This is a genomic window from Gilliamella sp. Lep-s35 (assembly GCF_009795845.1).
GTDB lineage: Bacteria > Pseudomonadota > Gammaproteobacteria > Enterobacterales > Orbaceae > Gilliamella.
The window spans coordinates 75,982-94,539 of sequence record NZ_WTEX01000009.1; the positions used below are offsets into that span (position 1 = coordinate 75,982).

General features: G+C 36.3%; 19 protein-coding genes. 10 read left to right on the forward strand and 9 right to left on the reverse strand.

Annotation, left to right across the window (positions count from 1 at the left end):
- Positions 1 to 9 precede the first annotated feature (9 nt).
- From GQ590_RS05895 to fabI, 4 genes are all read right to left on the reverse strand, one after another.
- Positions 10 to 213: a SlyX family protein gene (locus tag GQ590_RS05895; protein WP_160405702.1), complete on the reverse strand. Its 204-nt coding sequence runs from the start codon at positions 211 to 213 to the stop codon at positions 10 to 12.
- A 54-nt stretch (positions 214 to 267) separates the two neighbouring features.
- Positions 268 to 939 (reverse strand): DNA repair protein RadC, encoded by a 672-nt coding sequence (gene radC / locus GQ590_RS05900; protein WP_202112896.1) that lies wholly within the window; start codon positions 937 to 939, stop codon positions 268 to 270.
- A 170-nt stretch (positions 940 to 1,109) separates the two neighbouring features.
- A complete protein-coding gene (slyD, locus tag GQ590_RS05905; RefSeq protein WP_160405703.1) occupies positions 1,110 to 1,682 on the reverse strand; it encodes a peptidylprolyl isomerase in 573 nt (190 codons plus the stop codon).
- 200 nt (positions 1,683 to 1,882) lie between these two features.
- Positions 1,883 to 2,671, reverse strand: coding sequence for an enoyl-ACP reductase FabI (fabI, locus tag GQ590_RS05910; RefSeq protein WP_160405704.1), 789 nt, complete (start codon positions 2,669 to 2,671; stop codon positions 1,883 to 1,885).
- Between the two features lie 194 nt (positions 2,672 to 2,865).
- Here fabI and tehB point away from each other — a divergent pair, with 194 nt between their 5' ends.
- Positions 2,866 to 3,726, forward strand: a complete 861-nt coding sequence (tehB, locus tag GQ590_RS05915; RefSeq protein ID WP_160405705.1) for an SAM-dependent methyltransferase TehB — start codon at positions 2,866 to 2,868, stop codon at positions 3,724 to 3,726.
- 43 nt (positions 3,727 to 3,769) lie between these two features.
- On the opposite strand, the gene fmt is transcribed toward tehB, so the two are convergent.
- From fmt to GQ590_RS05930, 3 genes are all read right to left on the reverse strand, one after another.
- Complete coding sequence (fmt, locus tag GQ590_RS05920; RefSeq protein ID WP_160405706.1) at positions 3,770 to 4,732, reverse strand: methionyl-tRNA formyltransferase; 963 nt, start codon at positions 4,730 to 4,732, stop codon at positions 3,770 to 3,772.
- Positions 4,733 to 4,976: 244 nt separating this feature from the next.
- Positions 4,977 to 5,369: a hypothetical protein gene (locus GQ590_RS05925; protein WP_160405707.1), complete on the reverse strand. Its 393-nt coding sequence runs from the start codon at positions 5,367 to 5,369 to the stop codon at positions 4,977 to 4,979.
- Positions 5,370 to 5,449: 80 nt separating this feature from the next.
- On the reverse strand, positions 5,450 to 7,327 hold the full coding sequence (locus GQ590_RS05930; RefSeq protein ID WP_160405787.1) for an SLC13 family permease: 1,878 nt from the start codon (positions 7,325 to 7,327) through the stop codon (positions 5,450 to 5,452).
- A 249-nt stretch (positions 7,328 to 7,576) separates the two neighbouring features.
- Here GQ590_RS05930 and GQ590_RS05935 point away from each other — a divergent pair, with 249 nt between their 5' ends.
- On the forward strand, positions 7,577 to 9,298 hold the full coding sequence (locus GQ590_RS05935) for a thiamine pyrophosphate-dependent enzyme (RefSeq protein ID WP_160405708.1): 1,722 nt from the start codon (positions 7,577 to 7,579) through the stop codon (positions 9,296 to 9,298).
- 103 nt (positions 9,299 to 9,401) lie between these two features.
- Here the strand turns inward: GQ590_RS05935 and edd are convergent, their stop codons facing one another.
- Both edd and gntK read right to left on the reverse strand, forming a co-directional pair.
- On the reverse strand, positions 9,402 to 11,207 hold the full coding sequence (gene edd / locus GQ590_RS05940; protein ID WP_160405709.1) for a phosphogluconate dehydratase: 1,806 nt from the start codon (positions 11,205 to 11,207) through the stop codon (positions 9,402 to 9,404).
- Between the two features lie 45 nt (positions 11,208 to 11,252).
- Positions 11,253 to 11,783, reverse strand: coding sequence for a gluconokinase (gene gntK, locus GQ590_RS05945; RefSeq protein ID WP_160405710.1), 531 nt, complete (start codon positions 11,781 to 11,783; stop codon positions 11,253 to 11,255).
- Positions 11,784 to 12,064: 281 nt separating this feature from the next.
- Between gntK and gatA the strand changes: the two genes are divergently transcribed.
- The 8 genes from gatA to GQ590_RS05985 form a co-directional block, all read left to right on the forward strand.
- Positions 12,065 to 12,529 carry a PTS galactitol transporter subunit IIA gene (gene gatA, locus GQ590_RS05950; RefSeq protein ID WP_202112898.1) on the forward strand — a complete coding sequence of 155 codons (465 nt, stop codon included), beginning with the start codon at positions 12,065 to 12,067 and terminating at the stop codon, positions 12,527 to 12,529.
- A 17-nt stretch (positions 12,530 to 12,546) separates the two neighbouring features.
- The gene (gene gatB / locus GQ590_RS05955; protein WP_065635350.1) at positions 12,547 to 12,831 is read left to right on the forward strand and encodes a PTS galactitol transporter subunit IIB; all 285 of its coding nucleotides are present in this window, start codon (positions 12,547 to 12,549) and stop codon (positions 12,829 to 12,831) included.
- Between the two features lie 4 nt (positions 12,832 to 12,835).
- Positions 12,836 to 14,212 carry a PTS galactitol transporter subunit IIC gene (locus GQ590_RS05960; protein WP_160405712.1) on the forward strand — a complete coding sequence of 459 codons (1,377 nt, stop codon included), beginning with the start codon at positions 12,836 to 12,838 and terminating at the stop codon, positions 14,210 to 14,212.
- Positions 14,213 to 14,320: 108 nt separating this feature from the next.
- The gene (locus tag GQ590_RS05965; RefSeq protein ID WP_160405713.1) at positions 14,321 to 15,364 is read left to right on the forward strand and encodes an alcohol dehydrogenase catalytic domain-containing protein; all 1,044 of its coding nucleotides are present in this window, start codon (positions 14,321 to 14,323) and stop codon (positions 15,362 to 15,364) included.
- Between the two features lie 93 nt (positions 15,365 to 15,457).
- Positions 15,458 to 16,231 carry a DeoR/GlpR family DNA-binding transcription regulator gene (locus tag GQ590_RS05970; RefSeq protein ID WP_160405714.1) on the forward strand — a complete coding sequence of 258 codons (774 nt, stop codon included), beginning with the start codon at positions 15,458 to 15,460 and terminating at the stop codon, positions 16,229 to 16,231.
- Between the two features lie 204 nt (positions 16,232 to 16,435).
- Positions 16,436 to 17,374: a hexose kinase gene (locus GQ590_RS05975; protein ID WP_160405715.1), complete on the forward strand. Its 939-nt coding sequence runs from the start codon at positions 16,436 to 16,438 to the stop codon at positions 17,372 to 17,374.
- Between the two features lie 26 nt (positions 17,375 to 17,400).
- Positions 17,401 to 18,255, forward strand: coding sequence for a tagatose bisphosphate family class II aldolase (locus GQ590_RS05980; protein ID WP_160405716.1), 855 nt, complete (start codon positions 17,401 to 17,403; stop codon positions 18,253 to 18,255).
- A gap of 170 nt (positions 18,256 to 18,425) precedes the next feature.
- A partial coding sequence (locus tag GQ590_RS05985) for a transposase (RefSeq protein ID WP_160422554.1) occupies positions 18,426 to 18,558 on the forward strand: 133 nt, incomplete at its 3' end.

The following is an 18,558-nucleotide window of genomic DNA, read 5'->3' on the forward strand; positions in this document are numbered from 1 at the left end:
TAACTGTTATTAATAATGAGGTGGTGGTGTTTCTTCAGATAAGCTAGCAATATTTGATACCTGTGTTACTTGTAATTTTTGTGATAATAACGCTAATTGTTCTTTCAGCCTACTTACATCAGCTTGTAAATTGGTTACCATTTGATTGAGTTCTTCAATGGTGATTTCTTGAAAAGCCACTTTGGTTTCAAGTAATTCTAATTGTTGGTTCATAAAAAAGATTCATATATAGTTTAATTGGTTAAGCTACATTGTAAGTAAAAACAACTACAAAATCCATCCGCGCTCAGCAAAAGAGACATATTCGCCTTTGCCGATAACAATATGATCTATAACTCTAATATCAACTAATTCGCAAACCTCTTCTATTTTTTGAGTAAGATGGCGATCTGCTTGACTCGGTTCTGCCATGCCAGAAGGGTGATTATGCGCTAAAATTAATGCAGCAGCATTATGTTGTAGTGCGCGTCTAGCAACTTCACGCGGGTGGACTTCTACACAATTATAGGTGCCAACAAACATCTCTTCCGACGAAATAACATGATGCTGATTATCTAAAAAAATCACCATAAAAATTTCACGATCTTTATTGGCTAAACGGCTAGCTAAATAGTGATGCGTTACAGACGGTGAAGAAAGCGAATTTTCGTGCGTCATTTTCACTTTCAAATAACGAGATGAAAGCTCAACAACTGCTTTTAATTGCGTATATTTAGCGGTACCTAAGCCATGATTTTGGCAAAAATCTTCGTGACTTGCATTAATTAAATTATATAAAGAACCAAAATCATTTAATAGGCTTTGTGATAACTCCAAAACAGGTAAATTGCGAGTACCTGTTCGTAAAAATAGCGCTAATAGTTCAGCATCACTTAATGCTTCAACACCAAATTTTAATAGCTTTTCACGGGGCATTAATTGAGGATATTCTAAGGACATTGTGCTTTTATTTAGTAATTAAAAGTAAATTATGAATGAATGATTAGTTTACTAAACCTAAAAAATAAAAGATTTCGAGCTATTTCACAAAAAAATAAACCGTTTTGCACAGCTTTGCAAAAAAAGAAAAAGCGCTATAGCGCGCTTTTAAATATCGATTAGCAATAAAACTAGTGACAGCCACATCCGCCATGACCACCGCCACAACAACCATGATCTTCATCGTCTTCATCATGATCATGACCGCCACAACCGCAACCACCGTGCCCATGATCGTGTCCGTGAGCGCCATGAATATGACCGTGTGCAATTTCTTCTTCTGTTGCTTCACGAATTGCTAAAACTTCAACGTTAAATTGTAAATCTTGGCCTGCTAACATATGATTGCCATCGACAGTTACAGTATCACCATCAATAGCGGTAATTTCTACAGGTAAAGAACCTTGATCTGTATCAGCAAAAAAGCGCATACCGACTTCTAGTTCATCAACACCAACAAACACATCACGTGGAACGTTTTGTACAAGCGCATCATTAAAATCGCCATAAGCGTTAATGATTTCGATATCAAATTTATCGCCAACTTGACGACCTTCTAATGCATTTTCGAGATCTTGTAATAAGTTACCTGCACCTTGCAAATACTCAAGTGGCGCAACAGTTGTTGCTTCATCAACTAACACACCGTCTTTAGTGCGGACTTGGTATGCCAAACTGACTACTTTATTTTTTGCTATTTTCATTTTTTCTCCAACAGACTTGTATTGAGCAAATTTCTTTAGATTTTAGCGGAAAAAAGAAGTTATGTATTCTAAATTTTCTATTTTGTTCAAAACTAACAAAAGAATAATATAACGCAGTAATATAATAATTTGTTATTAACTACCATTAAAAAAGGCATCAAGATAATCATTGACGCCCTTTTCAGTGTTAAATATCAATTTTATTTAAGTTCTAACTCATTCATTGCCGCAATGCTAAATCCACCATCGACATGAATCACTTCACCAGTAATACCAGATGAAAGGTTTGAGCATAAGAATGCTGCTGAATTACCCACATCTTCAATTGTTACAGTACGACGGATTGGTGTTACTGATTCACAGTGAGATAACATCTTTTTAAAATCTTTAATGCCAGATGCGGCAAGCGTACGAATTGGGCCTGCAGAAATCGCATTAACACGAACCCCTTGAGGCCCCATAGCATTTGCCATATAACGAACATTGGCTTCTAACGACGCTTTAGCAAGACCCATCACATTATAGTTAGGAATAGCACGTTCCGCACCAAGATAAGAAAGAGTTACTAACGCTGAATTTGGGTTTAGCATTGAACGGCACGCTTTAGCCATAGCTACAAAACTATAAGCACTGATATCGTGGGCGATCGCAAAACCTTCACGGGTCACTGCATTAACATAATCGCCATCTAATTGATCGCCAGGTGCAAAAGCGATAGCGTGAACAAAGCCATCGAATTTATCCCAAGTTTTTGCAAGTTCAGTAAATAGTTCATTGATACTATCATCATGAGCAACATCGCAAGGTAAAACGATTTTAGAGCCGAAATCAGCGGCAAACTCTTCAACGCGTGTTTTTAATTTATCATTTTGATAAGTAAAAGCCAGCTCAGCACCTTCACGGTGCATAGCCTGTGCAATACCGTAAGCAATTGAACGATTACTTGCAACACCAGTAACGAGTATACGTTTACCTGTTAAAAATCCCATAAAATTTTCCTCTATTATTTTACTATATAGTCTAGGATGGTGATGATTATATGTTGATAAGGCCAACTTCGCCACTATAATTTATTTTCATTAATAGCTTTTTATTTCATCACCTAAAAGAAATGGTTGTTTACCTTATTAATATCCTACTATAATAGTCAACTATTATTTTTATAGTAATAGGAGACATCATTTTGAATAATTTAGTTTGTTACAAAACATTACCTATTTGGAATGCCGATACCTTACCTGCGTTATTTCGTCAAAAGCATAATACCCAAGTTGGTACATGGGCAAAGTTACAAATTTTAAAAGGAAGTATTGGTTTTGAAATGTTAACCGAACAAGGCGAAGTGATCACTAAGCATTGTTTTGATACTCAGCAGCAACCACCATTTATATTGCCACAGCAATGGCACCGCATTGCCGAAATCTCTGATGACTTACAGTGTCAGTTAGCTTTTTATTGTTTGCCTGAGGATTATACCCAAAAAAAATACCAAATGACCAAAACCCACTCCGAGGTACTTAGTGCAACAAAGATTATCCAAGCAGGAAAGGCATTAGATTTAGGTTGCGGTTCCGGTCGCAATTCACTCTATTTGCAGTTACAAGGCTTTGATGTTACCGCTGTTGATAAATCAGAACTCAGTATTGGAAATTTACAAAAAATCATTAATGATGATAACCTTAAGCACATTAATGCAATGGTTTATGATATCAATCAAGCAAATTTACAGGGCGAATATGATTTTATCCTTTCGACTGTTGTTATGATGTTTTTACAACCCGAAAGAATTCCAGTCATTATTGATAACATGCAAAAAATCACCAAATCAGGCGGATATAATTTAATTGTCAGCGCCATGTCTACGCCTGATTACCCTTGCTCTGTTGGATTTTCATTTACTTTTAAAGAAAACGAGTTGCGCCAATATTACCAAGATTGGGAAATACTAAAATATAACGAAGATGTTGGACAATTGCATAAAACGGATATACATGGAAACAGAATCAAATTAAGGTTTGCAACCTTACTGGCTAAAAAACGATAACAATTACAGGATGCTATATCCTGTAATTTTATACATTAATCGATTAACGTGTATTTAATTTTTTGCCGACCGTAAACCAAGCCTTGCGTGAGTTTAACAAATCTTGAGCAGGCATCGGTTTTTTGCCTGCAGGTTGTAAAAGTGTCATATTCAATGCGCCATTGCTGGTTGCAATACAAATACCATTTTTATCGGCTTGCAAAATTGTACCTGCAGGCTGTTTTGACGCCATTTTTACCACATTGGCTTGCCATACTTTTACTGGCTCACCATTAACCTCAAAATAACTCACAGGCCATGGGTTAAAAGCGCGAACGCAACGCTCAAGTTGCTCGGCAGGCAAATTCCAATCAAGTTTAGCTTCTTGTTTTGATAGCTTTTTGGCATAGGTTGCTTGCGATGGATCTTGCTTTTCGGGTTGGATTTTTTGTTCAGTGAGTAATGTCAACGTATCAAGCAACGCTTGCGGCCCTAATTTTGCCAGTTTTTCATATAACGATGCGCTAGTATCGGTCAGCTCAATTGGGCAGGTCAGCTTATATAGCATATCGCCCGTATCAAGCCCTGCATCCATCTGCATAATGGTAATGCCTGTTTGCTCATCGCCCGCCCAACAAGCACGTTGAATTGGCGCAGCACCACGCCAACGGGGTAATAACGAACCATGCACATTTAAACAACCCAGTTTAGGCATCTCTAATACTGTTTGTGGCAAAATCAGTCCATAAGCAACCACAATCATAATATCGGCATTGAGATCGGCAATGATCTTTTGATTCTCTTCTTTTTTTAGTGTGGCAGGTTGATAAACGGGCAAATTGTACTCGATTGCAAGTTGCTTAACTGGGCTTGCTGTTAATTTATTACCACGACCTGCAGGGCGATCGGGTTGGGTAAAAACGGCAATCACATTATGTTCCGAACCAATAAGCGCCTTTAAATGAGTAGCAGCAAAATCGGGCGTACCAGCAAAAATGATATTTAAAGGTTTAGTGACATTAGGCATAAATCGTATCCATAATCGAAAAATAACCTCAATTATACCCGAAACTTAATTAAGAATCTTTAATCAAAAAAGAGACTATTTTGTTTTTGGCGGTTTGTTTTTCAGCAAAAAATCAGTCAGGAAGAATTTTGATTTTATTGAAGTTTTTATGAAGTGTTTTTATCAAACAAAAACAAACTACAATCGACACACTAATCACAATAGCGATATTGTCATCACCATAGCCTAAATTGGTGAGTAAAAATTATAAAGGTAGATTACGCCTAATCATACATTCTTTATAAGCATCAAACGCTTTTTGATTTAATTTCATACCATACCTATAAAGAATGCCATAGCAAAAAACTGCAAGAGCAACACTATCTTTGTATTTTTTAAAAAAATTATAGTGTTTTATCAATATTTCATCACTTATTTTATCTGATTTTACTTGCTTTATAATTACGTTACATAGCAATTGAATAAATAAGCCTACAAAAGTCAACAATCCGATAATTAATGTAGCAAAAACTGCAAGTTTTACTTGCTTTATAATTACGTTACATAGTAATTGAATAAATAAGCCTAAAGTCAACAATCCGATAATTAATGTAACAACAAATGCACGTCCTATAATATCTTGTAAAACATCCATCATTTTTTAATTCTCCTATTTCTCAATTTAATAAAATATGTTTGTCTATTAGGATTATTTTCAATCATTACCATAATTAGGCGTTAAAACGGAAAAAACACCGGTACTAAAGCAATATCTACCGCCATTACTAAAAACGTTAACGGTACGCCAATTTTGACAAAATCTCCAAAACTATACCCACCTGGCGCAACGACCATAGTTTTAATTGGCGATGATACGGGCGTGATGAATGATGCCGATGTAGCAATGGCAACTGTCATGGCAAAAGGATGGGGTGAATAACCAAATTTTAATGCTAAATCAATGGCGATAGGTGCAATTAAGATTGCGGTTGCGGTGTTGGATATGAATAATCCGACAGTTGAGCAGAGTAAGAAGATAAATGTTAGTACCATGTATGGACCAAAGCTGCGTAGATGAACTTCAAGCCAAGCTGATATGAGCGAAATACCGCCCGTTTTATTGAGCGCTAATGCAAATGGCATCATACCGATAATTAATATTAAAGTTGGCCAGTGTATTGATTTATAGGCGTTGGTCATATCAATGCAACGTGTTGCTCCCATCAGTAAACAAGCAATTAAGGCCGCAACAACGTTTGGCACAATGCCTGTTACCATTAAAGTTATCATGATTGCTAAGTTGATTAATGCAGCTGGTGCTTGAGTGCTTGCAGGTGCTATGTCGTCGATATCTGCTGGGTAGTCTAATACGACAAAATCGTTGGTGCGTGTTTGTAATTTTTGAATCGATCCCCAGTCACCGCAGACTAATAATGTGTCGCTCATTTCTAAGCGTTCTTGGAATAAGTTGTTGGTTTCAACAGGTGCGTGATTGCGCCAAATTCCGATAACGGTTAGAAAGTATTTCCCTCTAAAATCAATTTCGTTTAGAGTTTTACCGCAAAGTGTTGATTCAGGAAGTAGGGCAACTTCGGCCATGCCGACTTCTTTAACTTGTTCAGAAAAATATTCGCCTCGTAAAACTTTGGGCTCAAGGTTATTGGTAGTTAAAAAAGTGCGGTAATCGGCTTCGGAGTGCGACATATCAAGTAGCAAAATATCATTTTCACGAAACTCAGTTGAGCCATTAACAGGAATTAAGACTTTTTGAAATTTACGCCAACGTTCAATGCCAATAACGTTGACGCCATGTTCACTGCGCAAATGCAATACATCAATAGTACGGCCAACAAAAGGAGAACCTGCTAATATTTGTGCTCGATGTGCTCGGCCAATTAATTTATAGTCTCGAATAAGATCGGTTATTTTTCGTCTTTTTGGTGGCGTGTTTGTTGGTGAGGCTTGCTCAGTAGAAAGTAGCCAATTTCGAGTCAATATACAATAAATTACACCAACAGCTAATACGCCTAAACCAATTGGAGTAATGGAAAAAAAACTAAACTCTTTTAATTTGAAGTGATTTAGCTCACTATTGACAACAAGGTTTGGTGCCGTTGCAACTAGTGTCATCATGCCACTAATTAATGCTGCAATACAAAGCGGCATCATTAATTTTTTAACGTGTATGCCTGTGTGATTGGCAATGCTAATGGCAACAGGGATAAAAATCGCAACAACACCCGTTGAGCTCATTATTGAGCCAAGCAAAGCTGCGCCTAGCATAATATAGGTAATAATGCGGATGTCATTTTTACCTGCAATTTTTAGTATGTATTCACTCATTTTGTATGATATGCCTGTTCTAACTAGGCTTTCACCAATAATAAATAATAAAGCAATTAAAATTATATTGGGATCACTAAAGCCTGCTAATGCTTCGGCTGGAGTTAGTACGCCTGTGATGGTGATTGCTGTAATTGTAAGTAAGGCAATGATATCCATTCTTAATTTGCTGAATGAAAATAACAAAATAGCGATAAATAGCAGTGAGCAAACAATAATGAGTGGATAATGTTGAATTAAGTAATCAGGTAAAAAAGCAGTAATTGATGACATAACGCCATGATGAGATGACAATTGTTCCACAAAAATAACTCTATGAGGTAGATTTTATTTTAGACATAATACCTTGATTTATTGTTGTAGGGAATATTCTCAAAAAAGTTTATATGACTAAATTTGTTCTATTATGACATTTTTAACATTTTTTGCTGTTTTTTTTATAACCTATTCGCTTTATGAGGAAGTAGGTGTAATTTAATCAACTTAAATGATTTAACCCGTAAATCTTTTTTAGGAGAAAGTATGTCATCAAAAAAAACTGTTGCGCAAGTTATTGTTGATGTTTTGTCTGAAGCAGGGGTAAAACATTGTTATGGTATTGTGGGTGATACCTTGAATTATATTACATCCTCCATTAAGAAAAGTAATATCGAATGGGTGCATGTTCGTCATGAAGAGGTCGGTGCTTTTGCTGCAGGTGCGGAAGCTTATTTAACTGATCAGATTACGGCTTGTGCTGGTTCATGTGGACCAGGAAGTTTACATTTTATTAATGGTATTTATGAAGCCCACCGTAATAAAGTGCCGGTTATTTTATTGGCTAGCCAATTAGTAACTTCACAACAAGGTACCGATTTTCCGCAAGAAGTGGATTTTCAATCTATTTATAAAAATTGTTCTGTGTTTTGTCAAGAGATTAACGATCCTACTCAAGCAAGACAAATAACAACAGCGGCTATTCAGGCTGCAATTAATCAACGAGGCGTAGCGGTTTTAGTGATTCCTTATAATATTAGTTTAGTTAAGGTTGAAGATAACAGTGGGCATAAAATTTATCACCCTAAACCCGTCATTCTTCCTTCAAACGATGAGCTTAATCAAATCGCTGAAATTTTAAATAAAAACCATAAAGTTGCTATTTTTGCAGGACAAGGTGCTTGCGAGGCTCACGATGAGTTGGTTAGTTTTGCAAAAAAATTAAAAGCACCGATTGTGCATACTTCCAGAGGTAAAGATTTTATTGAATATAATAATCCTTATAACGTGGGTATGACAGGTATGTTTGGCGTTGAGTCTGGAACGACAGCCATTAAAGAGTGCGATGTGTTGTTTATGTTAGGTGCTGATTTTGCATGGTCACAGTTTTACCCAGATAAAGCAACTATTATTCAAGTTGATATTGATGCAACGCATCTTGGACGTCGTCATCCTGTTAGTGTCGGTGTTGTTGGTAGCAGTCAGCCAACATTGGCGGCTTTAATTCCTTTAATTGATGAAAAACAAGATACAGCGTTTTTAGATCAATGTCGTGAGTTGTATGCTAAAGCAATGAATAAGTTGAATAAGAAAGCAATTCCTTCTCAATCAACGATTCATCCTCAATATTTAACTGAGCTTGTTGATAAATATGCAACGGAAGATGCGGTGCTTTGTGCCGATGTTGGTTCTGCGATGGTTTGGGCTTGTAGGCATTTTAATACTAATGGAAAAAGACGCACAGTAATTAGTCTAAAACATGGCACAATGGCAAATGCAATGCCGCAAGCGTTAGGCGTGCAAAAAGCGTTTCCTAATCGGCAAGTTATTACGTTATCGGGTGATGGTGGTATTAGTATGTTGTTGGGTGATTTATTAACCACTATTCAAGAAAATTTGCCAATTAAAGTTATCGTACTAAATAATAGTTCTCTCAATTTTGTTGAGTTGGAACAAAAATCTGAAGGTTTGGTTGATCACTATACCGATTTGCAAAACCCTAATTTTGCGAAAGTCGCTGAATCCATGGGGTTATTTTCGATAAGGGTTGATAGCTCTGATTTACTTGAAGCGGCGATGCAATCATTTTTATCACACTCAGGACCCGCATTGTTAGATGTGAAAACGAGTTCTAATGAGCTTGTTATGCCGCCAGAAATTCAGGCATCACAGGTTATGGGAATGGCGCTTTATAGCGTAAAAGCATCATTACATGGAAAAATGGGCGATGTGGTAAATTTATTGGTGGATAATTTTATCAAAAAATAAGCTACTACTTTTGCTGCGCTTATATTGTAAAAGGTATTTTGTAGTACATGCGCCAGAGTCTATTTTTAAAAAACCTGCCGCAATATGCGGCAGATTTTTAGTATTAAAAGCTTACTGCGCCTTCTTCGGCTGAGGTTAAGTTTTCACGAATAACGGTGAACAGTTCACGTCCATAGCCATGATGTGAATTGGTTAAGTCAAATTTTTCAGGCTCACGTTTAGCTAGTTCAACTTCATCAACAAGTAATGTGATTTCGCCGGTTTGGCCGTTAACTCGAATCATGTCGCCTTCTTGAACTTTACTTAGTAAACCGCCATCATAAGCTTCTGGTGTGACATGAATAGCAGCAGGAACTTTGCCGGAAGCACCTGATAAGCGACCATCGGTTAATAAGGCGACTTTATAGCCTTTATCTTGTAGCACACCTAGTGGGGTTATCAGTTTATGCAATTCTGGCATGCCAATCGCTTTCGGTCCTTGATAGCGTACAACGACAACACAATCTTTATCTAATTTTCCTGCTTTATAGTCAGCATCTAAATCATATTGGCTATTAAAAACAACGGCAGGTGCTTCGATAATTTGATGTTCAGGTTCGATAGCCGATGTTTTCATTACTGCTCGTCCTAGGTTGCCTGACATAACTTTTAATCCACCATGTGAGTTAAATGGTTTTTTAATCGAGGCGATGACGTTTTCGTCTAATGATTTGGTTGGACCTTCACGGTAAACTAATTTGCCATTTTCTAAAATTGGTTCTTTGGTGTAACGGCTAAGACCATAGCCTGCAACGGTTTCAACATCTTCATGTAATAAGCCACCAGCAAGTAATTCTCGAACCAGTAGAGATGTTCCCCCTGCTGCTTGAAAATAGTTTATATCAGCAGGACCATTCGGATAAATTCGGCAAAGTAGAGGTACAACAGTTGAAAGATCTGAAATATCATCCCAATTAATAATAATTCCAGCCGCTTTCGCCATTGCGACAATATGCATGGTTAAATTAGTTGATCCACCTGTTGCCAGTAATGCAACTAAGCCATTGACGATGACCTTTTCGTCTACCATTTTACCCACAGGCATATAGTTACCCGATTGTTTTGTTAGGCGTGTAATTTGTTTAGCCGCCGCATTAGTTAATTCAAAACGCAGTGCGGTTTCTGGGTGAACAAAGGCTGCTCCTGGTAAATGTAATCCCATTACTTCAATAACCATTTGGTTACTATTGGCGGTGCCATAAAAAGTACAAGTTCCGCTAGTGTGATATGATGCCGATTCTGACTCTAGCAGATCTTCACGAGACGCCTTGCCTTCAGAATAAAGTTGGCGAATGCGTACTTTTTCTTTATTTGATAATCCTGATGGCATTGGTCCTGCTGGTATAAAAATAGCCGGTAAGTGTCCAAATGTTAATGCACCTACAAATAAGCCCGGTACGATTTTGTCACAAATGCCAAGGTATAGTGCGCCGTCAAACATGTTATGCGAAAGACCAACAGCCACAGACATAGCTATGATGTCTCGGCTCATTAATGATAGCTCCATTCCCGGCTCACCTTGGGTAACGCCATCACACATTGCAGGTACTCCACCCGCCATTTGCCCAACAGCCCCGACTTCGTGCAGGACTTTGCGGATTTGTTCAGGATAATATTCATAAGGTTTATGTGCCGAAAGCATGTCGTTGTAAGAGCTAATGATCCCAATATTGCTTTTTAGAATATTTTTTAGATCATTTTTATCATCAATACAACAAGCAGCAAAACCGTGAGCTAAGTTGCTACAAGGTAAGCTGGATCGAGTTACTTTATTGAGCATTGCTCGTTCTATTTTTTGTAAATAAGCCTCGCGCGTTGCTTTTGAACGCTCAATAATACGTTTTGTTACAGCTTGAACAGTTGGATTCACATTAACCTCGACATTTGTTATGTTATTCTTTTTATTCTATTGCTATTATTCACAATGACATATGGAACGAATGACTTGCTCTGTATCATTGACAACATTGATCAATGGCTGTGCGATGTCTATTTTGTATACATCATTTTCATCAGTAGTTGGTTCTTCAAGAGTGTCAAATTGCGATTGAAGCATGCCGGTTTTTTGGTAATGACCTTGACGTTTAGCTAAACGTTCAGCAATGATATCGTAATCGCCTTTTAAATAGATAAAATGAATATTTTCATTCTCGCCACGGATAATATCTCGATAGTGTTTTTTTAATGCCGAACAAATAATAATCGACACATCATTGACATTACTCATGGCAAAAGCGGCATTACTGATTAAGCTAAGCCAAGGCATACGATCTTCATCATTTAATGGTGTGCCACTGCGCATTTTTAGAATATTAGACTTAGGATGTAAAAAATCACCATCTAAAAAAGCGGCATCTAAATTATAAGCAACTTGTTTAGCCACTGCTGATTTGCCACAACCCGACACTCCCATTAATACAAAAACTTGTTTGCTTTTTTTAGTCATTGCTAATCCTTAATATACTCACATTTTGTTACGGGTAACATTTTGGCATTTTAATCTTTTATTGCAATCTAAAAAAGTAATTTTTGTGATCTTGATCATAATTTGCTGTTGGAATGTGTTTTTATACTGATTTGAGAAACGATGCTTATTAAAAAAAAATAGATTTCGATCACAAAAATATAAAATCCTATTTGTTTTTTTGTTCGAAAGTAATTAATCTTTCGGTATAGTTTTTGTTTTCGAAAGTTATGATTTAAAGAGTAACATAAAAAAGACAAAAAATGGAGAATAAAATGAGAGAATGTCAGCTTATTATTAATGATAATGTTAGTTTTAACAATAGGTTAGATTTGCTAACTTATCTGAGCCAGCAATTACAGCAAAAAGGTATTGTAAAAGAAAGCCATTTGAAAGCTTTGATTGATAGGGAAGCTTCATTTCCAACGGGTATTTTACTCGATGGTTATGCTGTAGCTATTCCACATTGTGAAGCTGAACATGCAAATACCCCTGCGGTCTTTATTCTTCGCTCTCAATCTCCTGTTTTATTCCAACGAGCAGATGACGATGGAACTGTTGAAGTTTCATTAATTATTTCATTGGTTGTTACTTCACCAACAGATCAGCTAACACTTTTAAAAACGCTTTTTACAAGTCTACAAAATAAAGAATTTTATCATTTTTTATTAAATAGTCCGCAAGATGCAATTGCCGAACATTTTAATAAAGTGATATTTAATCAATAAGTTGTTTAGGAGGCATTATGAAAAAAAAGATTATTGTTGCATGTGGTGGTGCAGTTGCAACATCAACTTTAGCAGCTGATGAGATAAAAGAGTTATGTAATGAAAATAATATTGAGCTTGATCTAGTACAGTGTCGGATTAATGAAATTAGTACCTTTATTGATGATGTCGACCTGATTTGTACTACAGCAAAGATGGATCAAACATTTGATGATATTCCGATTGTGCATGGTATGCCATTTGTATCTGGCGTTGGAATTGAGCAGTTAAAAGCAAAAATATTATCTATTTTAAAAGGATAAGAATATGTTTACTGAAATTATGCAGTACATTTTGGATCTTGGTCCATCAGTGATGTTGCCCATTGTGATTATTCTCTTCTCACTCTCATTAAGAATGAAAGTGGGGGATGCATTAAAAGCAGGTATTCATATTGGAATTGGCTTTGTTGGTATTGGTTTAGTAGTGGGATTATTAACCAGTTCAGTTGGACCTGCAGCCCAAGCAATGGCAGAACGATTTGATATTAGCCTAAATGTTGTTGATGTTGGTTGGCCTGGCGCTGCCCCTATGACTTGGGCTTCGCAAATTGCGCTAGTTGCAATTCCTATTGCTATTGCCGTTAACATTGTGATGTTACTTTTAAAATTAACCCGAGTTGTTAATGTGGATATTTGGAATATATGGCACATGACATTTACTGGTGCGCTTGTTTACATTGCAACAGGCTCTTACTGGCTTGGTATTGCGGGTGTGATTGTGCATGCGATTATTGCTTATAAATTAGGAGATTGGTTTGCTAAAGATACCAAAGATTTTTTTGAGCTTGATGGTATTGCTGTACCACATGGAACTTCGGCATATTGTGGCCCGATAGCGGTATTTGTTGATACTGTTATCGAAAAAATACCAGGCATTAATAAAATTAATTTTAATGCTGTTGATATGCAAAAAAGATTTGGCGCATTTGGTGAACCAGTCACCGTAGGTTTATTTATGGGCATTTTACTAGGTTTATTAGCGGGTTATGGTGTCAAGCAAACCTTACAACTTGCAATTCAAACCGCTGCGGTAATGCTGTTAATGCCAAGAGTGATAAAACCCATTATGGATGGTTTAACTCCAATATCTAAACAAGCACGCAAACATTTACAATCTAAATTTGGTGGGCAAGACTTCCTTATTGGTTTAGATCCAGCATTATTGTTAGGTCATTCAACCGTTGTTTCTGCTAGTTTGATTTTTATTCCTTTAAGTATTTTCATTGCCATTGTGCTTCCTGGTAATGAAGTCCTACCATTTGGTGATTTGGCAACCATTGGCTTTTTTATCGCTATGGGGGTAGCTATTCATCAAGGCAATCTATTTAGAATTATTATTTCTGGATCAATTATTATTGCTATTACCTTATGGATCGCCACTCAAATGGTGCCGTTAACCACGCAACTTGCTGTTAATGCTGGCACCATTACTGCAAGTAATGGTATTTCAGTTGGCGCAATGGATCAAGGTGGTTCGCCAATTACCTATATTTTGGTTCAGCTTGTTAATTTGAAACAACCTATTGGATTTACTTGTATCGGAATTTTTTATCTATTTTGCTTATTTTTGACATGGAAACGGGCGCAAAAATTTAAACTATTGTTGAAAAAGCAACAGGTAGAAGATGCCGATAGTGTATGAATCGATAATAAAAAAGAGTAAGTTGTAAATTTGTCTAGTAACGTTCACTGACAACTCGGTGAGCGTTAAAACAGCAACCTAATTTGATTATTAACATAGGAACATAACATGAAAGCAGTCGTTGTTAATGATGAGGGGACTTTATCGGTACAAGATATTGAGATGCCCCAAATCACTTCATCAGATCAAATTCTGGTAAAGGTGGCATATTGTGGGCTATGCGGTTCTGATATTCCACGCATTTTTCATCATGGAGCACATTTTTATCCAATCACACTTGGCCATGAATTTAGTGGCACGGTTGTCGAAATGGGCAGTGATGTCACAGAGTTTGATATTGGTGATTTAATTTCTTGCGTACCTTTATTGCCTTGTTTTAAATGTGATGAGTGCCAAAAACATTATTATTCTCTATGTAAACATTATACATTTGTTGGTTCAAGAATAACCGGAGGATTAGCACAATATATTGTAATTAATAAGAAAAGTGCTTTCAAATTACCCAAAGATGTTAGTCTTATACAAGGCGCATTTTTTGAGCCAATGACAGTTGGAATGCATGCACTGTTATTGGCTGAAGGCTGTCATAATAAAAATGTGGTGATTGTTGGTGGTGGCACAATTGGCTTACTTGCCATGCAATGCGCAAAGGCAATGGGGGCTAAGTTTGTCGCTGTATTGGATATTAATGAAGAACGATTAAATCTGGCCAAAAAATTAGGTGCTGATGCTGTTTATCATGCTAAGAATATGACAGTGTCTGAGATTAATGATGCATTATTACCTCATAGGTTTGATCAAGTGGTATTAGAAACCGCTGGCACACCAGCAACCGTTAGCCTAGCTATTGAAATAGCAGGCCCAAAAGCCAAAGTTGGTTTAGTGGGTACATTACATAATGATGTAACTCTTTCAGAAAAAACATTTGGGTTGATATTACGAAAAGAACTTCAAATTTTGGGCAGTTGGATGAACTATTCAGCACCTTGGCCAGGAAAAGAGTGGCAACTAGTTAGCCAATTTTTTGTTGATGGAAAAATAAAGCTTGACGAACTTATTGCCGGTGTCGGTAATTTTGATGAATTTGTTCAGCAAGTTAGCGCTTTGAATGGTCATCCAATGAACGGCAAAATTTTATTAAATTGCATGTAATTACTTGATTTATGGCCGCCATTAAAAATGAGCGCTTATCTTTTGATTTTGTTTGTTATACACTGCTGAAAAATTTTCGAAAAAGGAAATATTATGAACGCAGGTGAAAGACGCCAACAAATAGTAGAACTTCTTAATACGAAAGGAACGGTTCTTGTCAGTGACTTATCGCAGCAATATGATGTTTCGGAAGTGACTATTAGAACAGATCTTCGTTTATTAGAAAAGCAAGGAGTTCTTACTCGATTTCATGGTGGTGCAAACAAAATCATGAATAAAGGTGATTTAAAATCATTTAAAGAATTGCAATTAGAAGAACGCCATCAGCGTTTTATAGAAGCTAAAAAACGTATTGCGATTGCAGCGGTTAAACATGTCAAAGAAGGTGATACCATTATTTTAGATAGTGGCAGTACCACAATGTTGATAGCTGAAGAGTTGGTTAAACTTAAACATATCACTGTCATTACTAACAGTCTTACTTCTGCATTTATATTATCGGATAACAGTGACATTATGTTATTTATGTGTGGTGGTACACTAAGACATAAAACACGTTCTTTTCATGGAAAAATTGCCGAGCAATCGTTAGATGGTATTTCTGCTGATATTTTGTTTGTTGGTGCAGATGGAATCGATGCAATAAGAGGAATAACAACGTTTAACGAAGGTTACACAATCAGTAGTGTGATGGCTAATGCAGCAAGTAAAGTGATTGCTGTTTTAGATTCATCAAAATTTGGACGAAATGGCATTAATGTCGTATTACCACTTAATAAGCTTAATACGATCATTACTGATAATGATGTCAATGGCGATTATAAGCAGCAATTTGAAGACAAAGGCATTGATTTTATAACTGTTTAAATTTTTTAACTGGTGATTGTATATCTTTTAAACAGAGCTTAAACGATCTGTAAACTAAACAAAAATAATTTGTACGAATTAAATAGTGATTACATTGTGTATTACTGACTATTTAAATGATTGACAATATTGAACTAGTTTGATTATTTAAGTTTGTTATTTCTCCCAACGATATTACTTCATAATGAATGCGTAGGTGAGAATATGATATTAACAATTACCATGAACCCATCAGTGGATATTTCATATCCACTTACTAAACTCCATATTAATGATGTCAATCGTGTTGCTAATGTAAAAAAAACAGCTGGTGGTAAAGGACTCAATGTTACCCGAGGTGTTAAATTTTCTGGCATTGATGTTTTAGCTACTGGTATTGTAGGGGGAACAACTGGTGAATATATTCAAAAGCAATTAGATAATGATAATATTCACTACGACTTCTATGTTACCAAACATGAGTCTAGAAATTGTATTGCAGTTTTGCATGAAGGTAATCAAACCGAAATTCTTGAATCCGGACCTATATTAGATCAAAAAGAGGTAACTCGCTTTTTAGATCACTATCAAAAATTGGTTAACCAAGCAAAAGTAATAACCATTTCAGGATCACTGCCACAAGGTTTTCCGATTGATTTTTATGCCACATTAATTCAAATCGCCAATAAAAAAGCTATTCCTGTTTTGCTAGATTCATCAGGAAAAATATTATTAGCTACATTGGTATCTGAACATAAACCTTACTTAATTAAGCCCAATAAAGATGAATTACAACAAATTATTAAAATAAATATTGATGTTAATGATACTACATCGTTAATAAAAGCCGTGAATCACCCTTTGCTTAATAATATTCCTTTTATCGTTATTTCCTTAGGTAAAAATGGTGCTTTTGTGCGTTGTTATCATCGATATTATCAGGTTTCAATACCCAAAATAAATGTTGTCAATCCCGTGGGATCTGGCGATGTCACTTTAGCTGGACTTGCCGTTAGTATTTATGAAAACGAACCGATAGAAGTCATGCTTAAACGGGCAATGACAATGGGCATGTTAAATGCGATGGAGTCACAAACAGGTTTTGTCGATATGCGTAATTATGATGAATATTATCAACAAGTTAGCATTACCCAAATTAATTAAAAATTTATGTTAATTAAGGAGTTATTATGTACCTTATTTCCAGTCAAGAAATGTTAAAAAAAGCACAACGTGAAAATTATGCTGTTCCGGCATTTAATATACATAATCTTGAAACAATTCAAGTCGTAATTGATACCGCTAAACAGATGCAATCACCGGTAATATTGGCAGCTACACCTAGCACTTATCGCTATGCAGGTACAGAATATTTAATTAATATTTGTAAAACAGCTGCACAAACCAAGCATTTTCCTTTTGCTCTACACCTTGATCACCATGAAGATATCAAAGATATTCAAGCTAAAATTGAAGCGGGTATTCGTTCAATTATGATCGATGCTTCACATCATCCATTTGAAGAAAATATTAACATTGTGCGTAAAATGGTTGAATTTAGCCACAAGTTTAACGCCAGCGTTGAAGCCGAATTAGGGCGGCTTGGTGGGCAAGAAGACGATCTTATTGTCGATAACAAAGATAGTGCTTTTACAGATCCCAGTGCGGCAAAAGAGTATGTCGAACGCACAGGAATAGATTCACTTGCGGTAGCTATTGGTTCAGCTCATGGTATGTACAAAGGTGAGCCTAAACTCGATTTTGAACGATTAGCCAAAATACGAGATAAAGTTGATGTTCCACTGGTGTTACATGGTGCCTCAGGTATACCTGAGGCAATGGTGAAAAAATCGATTTCATTGGGTATTTGCAAAGTAAATGTGGCAACTGAATTAAAAATTGCTTTTTCAGATGCGTTAAAACAAGATTTTAAAACCTACCCTGATGCAAATGATCCAAGGCATTATATGCAACCAGCTAAATTAGCTATGGCAAAAATTATCGAAGATAAAATTCGTATTTGTGGTAGTGCTGGTAAATTGTGATATAAAAGCTAAAGGTATTTTGTTTGATTTAGATGGAATACTGGTTAATTTGTAGAAATTCCTCGTATTCTTTACAGTAATTTGAGAAATGGCTGTAATAAATATCCATAAAAAACACAATTAACGCCCTATCACAGACACACGATAGGGCACTGATATCATAAAGAAAAATAACTGAACACCAAATTGTATCGATATTAAAAGAAGCTGAAGCGGGCATTCCCGTTAAAGAGCTTTGCCGTAAATATGGCATGGGTAATTCAACTTTCTATAAATGGCGGGAAAAATACGGCGGAATGGAAA